This is a genomic window from Methylomagnum sp. (genome assembly GCF_054333355.1).
Genome location: NZ_JBTEKS010000251.1, coordinates 1 through 6525, shown reverse-complemented (window position 1 = coordinate 6525; position 6525 = coordinate 1). Strand labels below are relative to the sequence as shown.

Below are 6525 nucleotides of genomic sequence, written 5' to 3'. Positions count from 1 at the left end.
GTTCCGCTGAAGCTCCACCCATCCTATAGGTCTATCCGGCCTAAAAATGTGTCGTGTAGACCGCCGCGGTTTCGCAAACCGAGGCGGTCTTTCATACAGGCAGGCTCAAGCGTCCCGGTGCGTTAAGATAGGAACCCGTTTCCTCCGACACGCGCCGCCCACATGCCAACCCCCGATCCCCAACCGCTCCGCCCCCGCGAACTCTCCTGGGCGCTCTACGACGTAGCGAACTCCGCCTTCGCCACCACGGTGATGGCGGCGTTCTTTCCGGTCTTCCTCAAGCAATACTGGGCCGCTGATATTCCCGCCACGGAAAGCACGTTCTGGCTGGGCGTGGTGAATTCCTCCGCCGCGCTGCTGGCCCTGATGCTGTCGCCGGTATTGGGTTCGCTGTCCGACGCGGGCGGTCTCAAGAAGCCGCTTCTGTCCTTGTTTGCCTTGCTGGGCATCACCATGTCCGCCAGCCTGTATTGGGTTGGGCCGGGCGGCTACGCGACGGCGCTGCCGCTCTACGGCCTGGGGATGGTCGGCTTCTCGGTCGGCATGGTGTTCTACGATTCCTTGCTGCCGTCCGTGACCCAGCCTTCGCGCTTTGAGCGGGTTTCATCCTTCGCGGTGGGGATGGGCTATCTCGGCGGCGGCGCCTTGTTCGCGTTTAACGTGTTGATGACCCAGAAGCCCGGCTGGTTCGGCTTGGCGAACGCGGGCGAGGCGGTGCGGGTGTCGTTCCTGTTGGTGGCGGGTTGGTGGCTGTTGTTCACGCTGCCATTGTTGTTCAACGTCGCTGAGCCGCCCACCCGGCGGGCGACTGGCTGGGCCGCGTTGGCGGCGGGGATTGGGCAATTGCGGGAAACCCTCCGCCATATCCGGCGGCTTAAGGTGGTGATGCTGTTCTTGGGCGCTTATTGGCTGTACATCGACGGCGTGGACACCATCGTGCAAATGGCGGTGGATTATGCGTTGGCGCTTGGCTTCGATGCGGGCGGCTTGATGCTGGCCTTGCTGATTACCCAGGCGGTGGGCGTGCCCGCGACACTGATTTACGGACGGCTGGGCGAGCGCTTCGGCACCCGCTCGGCCATCCTGGCGGGGCTGGCCGTGTATGCGGGTGTGGTGCTGTGGGGGGCGCGGATGACCCAGCCCTGGGAGTTCTACGGCATCGCCGCCGTGGTCGGGCTGGTGCAGGGCGGGGTGCAGGCGCTCAGTCGGGCTTTGTTCGCCCGGATCATCCCAAGGGACAAGGCGGGCGAATTCTTCGGCTTCATGAATTTGCTGAGCAAGTTCGCCGCCGTGCTGGGTCCGGTGTTGGTCGGCGTGGTGAGCCGCTGGACCGGCGAACCCCGGCTGTCCATGTTGTCCTTGCTGGTGCTGTTCGGCGCGGGCGCGGCCTTGTTGGCGCGGGTGGATGTGCGTGAGGGCGAGCGGTGCGCGGCGGAGTTGTGAATTTTTGATTGATATAGGCTTGCTCTGAAACCACACCAACGCTATTCCCTAGCGGCCCTGTTCTACGCGGCCTTCGTCGTGTATGGCAGCCTGATTCCCTTCTTTTACCGGGATTTGCCCTGGCCCTTGGCCTGGAGCCAGTTTCTCCGCATCCCTTATCTCCATCTCGCCACCACCTCGCGGGCGGATTGGATCGCCAACATCCTGCTGTACATCCCCCTCGCTTACTTGGGTTCCGCCGCCGTGAGCCGCTGGCTAGAGCGCTCTCAGTGCCAGCGTGCGGACGGCAAGGATTGTAGGCCGGGCTTTAGCCCGACAGTGCGGCAAACGGAGCGGCAGGGTCGGGCTAAAGCCCGACCTACATCCGCACTAGATGATAGTCGAGATGAAAATGCTCTAGGCGCGAGGGCGGGCCGCTCCTGGCCGTTCCTCGCGGTGTTCGCCGGGTGCGTCGGATTCGCGGTGGCGGTGGAGTTCACCCAAGTCTTCTTCCCGCGCCGCACGGTGTCCCTCAACGACATCTATGCCGAAACCCTCGGCTCCGGGTTGGGCGTCGTCGCGTGGTGCTGGTTGGGGGACCGGATCGAGACCATCCGCCGCGCCCTGGCGAATCACAGCGCGGAAACGCCGCGCTTGTTGATCTTGCTCTACGGCGCGGCCTATCTGGGCTTGGCGGTGTTTCCCTTCGATTTCCTGGTGTCCGGCCAAGAATTCGCCTGGCGGCTGAACGGCGGCGGTTGGGGCGGGTGGCTGGCGCCCGACGGCTGCGACGGAACCCGGCCCTGCGCTTGGGCGCATCTGTCCGAAATCATCGCCGCCGCGCCGCTGGGCCTGGGATTCGGCTTGTGGTGGCCGCGCCGGGGCTTGGCCGACGCCGCCCGCTGGGGATTGGGCTTGGGTGTCGCCCTGGAGGCCATCCAGCTTCTAACCGCCTCCAATATCGCTCAGGGCGCATCCATTGTTTTACGAGCCTTGGGCGTCGTGCTGGGGTATGCCGTGTTCAGGGGCGGCGGGCGGGATTGGCTGAGGCCCGGGCTGCGGACCTTGGCCCATCCGTTGTGGTGGGCACCCATGCTGTTGCTGTATGGCGGGGCGCTCGTCCGGTTGACGCTGATGGGGAAGGGGGCGTGGCTGTCCGACATGGCGGCGACCGAGCGCTTGATGGCGCTGCATTTCCTGCCATTCTATTACCACTATTTCACCACCGAGGCCCACGCGGTGGAGAGCCTGACCCATAACCTCGCGCTGTACGCGCCCATCGGCGCCATGGTGTTCGTGGCCTTGGTTGGGCGTCGGCGGCAGTGGGGCTACCTGCTGAGCGGTGGCCTAACCGTTCTGGCGGTTTGCGTGGTGGAAGGGATCAAGCTCTATTTGCCCAAGGCCCACCCCGATCCCACCAATCTGTTGATCGGACCCGTGGGCGCGATGGCTGGCTATTGGCTGGCCTGGACGCTGTGCCAGTCAATGCTGCCGGATGAGTCCGGCGCGCGGGTGCCGGGCCAATCTGTGACGCCCGCGAGAATCGGCCCGGCCAGTTGGGTCGGCGCGGCGCTGACGGCGGGCGTGGGCGTGTGGCTGTTGTCGTTCCTGCTGACGATTCCGTCCAGCGCCATTGAGACCGTCGCCAACGAGCGCTTCTATCCGAGACCGCCCGAACCCTGGGAGTTGCCAGCGGCGCATTTGCCCGGATTCCGCCATGCCCATCCCCGTTTGCCCGCGCCGTCCGAGGCGGAGTTGGCGAAGCTACGCGCCGACAATCCCGGTTTTATTATGCGGCGGGTGGGCCAAGCCCAGCGCGGGGCCGGGGCTTTCGACGCGGCCATTTTCGCCGCGTATATCCGCGCTGAACCCTTCGATAGGGCGCTGCTGTTCCGCCGCTTGATGGCGCTGCAATTCACCGAGCGCGGCGATGAGCAGGTCAAGCCCTTGGCCCAGGCTTACGATTGGCTGTACGAGCGTTGGACGCCCGAGCAACGGGCCATGCTGCTGGACAAGACCCTGGCAGGCTGCCGCTATGAGATCGACTTCATCCGCGAGGAGCGGCTGTCCCCCTACAACGTGTTCCTCTACAACAGCCCTTTGCAGGCGCTCATGGCCTGCGCCATCGCGGTGTACGGGGACAGCCCGAAAGCCGAGACGGTGATGGGCTTCGCCCATGATTATTGGAAGAACCGGGTGCTGCCGGTGTGGCGGCACATCATGGGGAAGAACGGTGGCTGGCACGAGGGCGGCGAGTATGTCGGCATCGGCATTGGGCAGGCGGCTTATCAACTACCGGCGCTGTGGCGGGCGGCGACCGGCGAGAATCTGTTTGCCACCGAGCCGGGGCTGCGCGGCTTTCTTGACTTCCTGATATATCGCACCCGCCCGGATGGCACCTATCTCCGCCTGGGGGATGGCGGCTTTTTTCAGCGGGGCGCGCCCGACCGGATTCCCCTCGCCATCGAGTACCAGCATCCGGCGGCTTATTCCCTGGGCGGCTGTCCCCCGCCCAATGAGCCATCGGCCTGGCCCTGGGGACCGCTGACCCGGCCCGACCTGTGCGACCCGGCGGCGGTGACGCGCCTGCCCTTGGAGCGGCTGTTCGATGGCGTTGGCCTGGTGGTGGCGCGGAGCGGCTGGGACGCGGACGCCACGCTGGTGACGTTCAAGGCCGGGGATAATTTCTGGTCCCACAGCCATCTCGATCAGGGATCGTTCACCATCTACAAGGGCGGTGCCCTGGCGATTGATAGCGGCTTGTACGGTCCCCGGTATGGGTCCGACCACCACATGAATTATACCTATCAGACCATCGCCCATAACGCCATCACCGTGACCGACCCCTACGACACGGCGCCCATGCCGACCGCCGGTCAGCCCCGGATCATCGCCAACGATGGCGGGCAGCGGCGGGTGGGGTCCGGTTGGGGGCAGGAGCCGGCGCCCATGGACCGGGCGGAGTGGGAGCGCAAGCGGGCGCTTTACCATACCGGCGCGTTGCTGGCCTACGCCGCCCGGAAAGACCTCGTGGTGGCCGTGGCCGATGTGACTCCGGCCTACAACAATCTTGATTCCCGGCGGGGCAGCTTTTTCGCCCGCACCCGGCGGGTCGAGCGTTTGATTCGCACCTTCATCTATGACCGGGTGAACGATGCGGTGGTGGTGCATGATCGGGTCCGCGCCACCGACCCTAATTTTGTTAAGCGTTCCTTGCTGCACAGCCTGGAGCCGCCGGTTCGCACCGAGTTCGGATTCCGCGTGCAAACCCCGGCGGAACCCGGTCCCGGCAAGTCGGGCGGCGTCTTGGATGTCCATGTGTTGTGGCCGGATGACGCCTTCATCGATATCGTGGGCGGGCCGGGGGCCGAGTTTCTGGTGGGCGGGCGCAATTACGACGGGGGCGGCGAGGTCTGGAACTTGGCGGGGCAGCGGCCAGGGTCCGAGCCGGGCCGCTGGCGGGTCGAAATCAAGCCCCGTCGGCCCGCGCCGCAGGATGATTTCCTGATGATTCTCAAGCCCCGGATCGTCGGTCGGCCCGAGCCGAATTTTAGAATCAGCAAGTTGGTGGGTCCGTCCGGCTGCCAAATCGAGGGACCGCAGCGGCGGTTGATGGTCACGTTTCCCGAAGGGTCGGGTTTGCCTTCGATTCGGCTGGATGGGGAGGTATTCGATATGGGTGGTGCCGGGGCAAGGGCGATAAGGTGAATCAACGCCGGGCGGTGAGAATGGATAACATCCCTGATCCGTGGTCGATGCCCCGCCGAATTATCCAAGGCCGGTATAATGCCCCGCCATTTATCACGGACCACACCCAATGCCAAAGCCCGACCGCGCCGAGCCTTTAAACTGGCGCAAGCTGCTGGACATCCTCATTGCCTTTCTGGTGCTGGAACTCGGCTTTTACCTGTTCCGGCTGGGCGCGGTTTGGTGGAACAAGTAGGTGTTTTGTCGTTTCGCTGTTTCGTAGGATGGGTTAGGCGCTCATTACGTTGAGTTTGATATTTCCTGAAATGATGCCGTGCGCCTAACCCACCCTACCGGACTGCCGAACGAGGTATGGCTAAATAAAAACTTCAATCCCATCCAGAGAGCTAAAACGACCAATGAGCAACCATTCCAATCTTTTCCGGGCCACGCTCGCCGCGCTGGTCATCGGCTCCGGCATTTACGGCTGTAAGCCTTCCTCATCCGTGGATGCTGATCGCAATCAACAGGAAGGCACTAAATTCTTGAGTGAAAACATGAAAAAACCCGGCGTAACCACAACCCCCAGCGGCCTGGAATACGAAGTGCTGAAAGAAGGCACCGGCGCCTCGCCCAAGGCCACCGACACCGTGACCGTCAATTATCGCGGCAGCTTCATTTCGGGCGGCGAATTTGACAGCGGCCAGGGCATCAGCTTCCCGCTTAACGGCGTGATCCCCGGCTGGACCGAGGGGCTGCAACTCATGAAGGAAGGCGCCAAATACAAGTTCGTCATCCCGCCGGAATTGGCTTACGGCGAGCGGGGCGCGGGCCGGGTCATTCCGCCCAATTCCACGCTGGTTTTCGAGGTGGATCTGGTCAAGGTCGGCAAGTAAGGCTTACAGGGCCATCACGCCGTGTAATTTTCTCCCTCTCCCATCGGGAGAGGGTCGGGGTGAGGGGGTGAAAACAGGATTTTTCCTTGTTGAAAAGGAAGCCCCATTCGACCTCCCTTCACCCTAGCCCTCTCCCGATAGGCGAGGGGACCAAATCGGACAAATCCATGGACCGAACCGAACGCTTCTACCGTATCGAGCAAATGCTGCGCGAGCGGGCCACGGTGCCGGTGCGGGACTTCCTCGCCGAGCTGGGCATTTCCATCGCCACCTTCAAGCGTGACATCGAGTACATGCGCGACCGCTTGCGCGTCCCGGTCGTATGGGAACGGGCCTGCCGGGGCTACCGGCTGGACCGACAGGGCATGGCCGAGGCGTCGGAATTGCCGGGGTTGTGGTTCAACCCGTCTTTCCGCACCTCCCTTGACTACAATTGCGCGTTTTCCCCGCAAGCATGAACCACGACGCCCTCCATCTTTCCGACGCCCCCGATGCGAATGCTTACGCGAGCCACACGCTT

At 63.7% G+C, this 6525-nt stretch carries 5 protein-coding genes; all 5 read left to right on the top strand.

Going from position 1 to position 6525, the window contains the following annotated elements:
• The first annotated feature begins 162 nt into the window (after positions 1 to 162).
• A complete protein-coding gene (locus tag ACXWUF_RS16235; RefSeq protein ID WP_458495693.1) occupies positions 163 to 1443 on the top strand; it encodes an MFS transporter in 1281 nt (426 codons plus the stop codon).
• Between the two features lie 78 nt (positions 1444 to 1521).
• Positions 1522 to 5130, top strand: a complete 3609-nt coding sequence (locus ACXWUF_RS16230; RefSeq protein WP_458495692.1) for a VanZ family protein — start codon at positions 1522 to 1524, stop codon at positions 5128 to 5130.
• A gap of 109 nt (positions 5131 to 5239) precedes the next feature.
• Positions 5240 to 5365, top strand: coding sequence for a hypothetical protein (locus ACXWUF_RS16225; RefSeq protein WP_458495691.1), 126 nt, complete (start codon positions 5240 to 5242; stop codon positions 5363 to 5365).
• Between the two features lie 163 nt (positions 5366 to 5528).
• Entirely contained in the window at positions 5529 to 6005 is a 477-nt protein-coding gene (locus ACXWUF_RS16220; protein ID WP_458495690.1) for an FKBP-type peptidyl-prolyl cis-trans isomerase, read from the top strand.
• Positions 6006 to 6172: 167 nt separating this feature from the next.
• Positions 6173 to 6463, top strand: coding sequence for a hypothetical protein (locus ACXWUF_RS16215; protein WP_458495689.1), 291 nt, complete (start codon positions 6173 to 6175; stop codon positions 6461 to 6463).
• Positions 6464 to 6525 lie beyond the last annotated feature (62 nt).

Coding starts and splice junctions, on each gene's coding strand:
- ACXWUF_RS16235 (WP_458495693.1), top strand. CDS start 163: ATGCCAACCCCCGATCCCCAACCGCTCCGCCCCCGCGAACTCTCCTGG.
- ACXWUF_RS16225 (WP_458495691.1), top strand. CDS start 5,240: ATGCCAAAGCCCGACCGCGCCGAGCCTTTAAACTGGCGCAAGCTGCTG.
- ACXWUF_RS16220 (WP_458495690.1), top strand. CDS start 5,529: ATGAGCAACCATTCCAATCTTTTCCGGGCCACGCTCGCCGCGCTGGTC.
- ACXWUF_RS16215 (WP_458495689.1), top strand. CDS start 6,173: ATGGACCGAACCGAACGCTTCTACCGTATCGAGCAAATGCTGCGCGAG.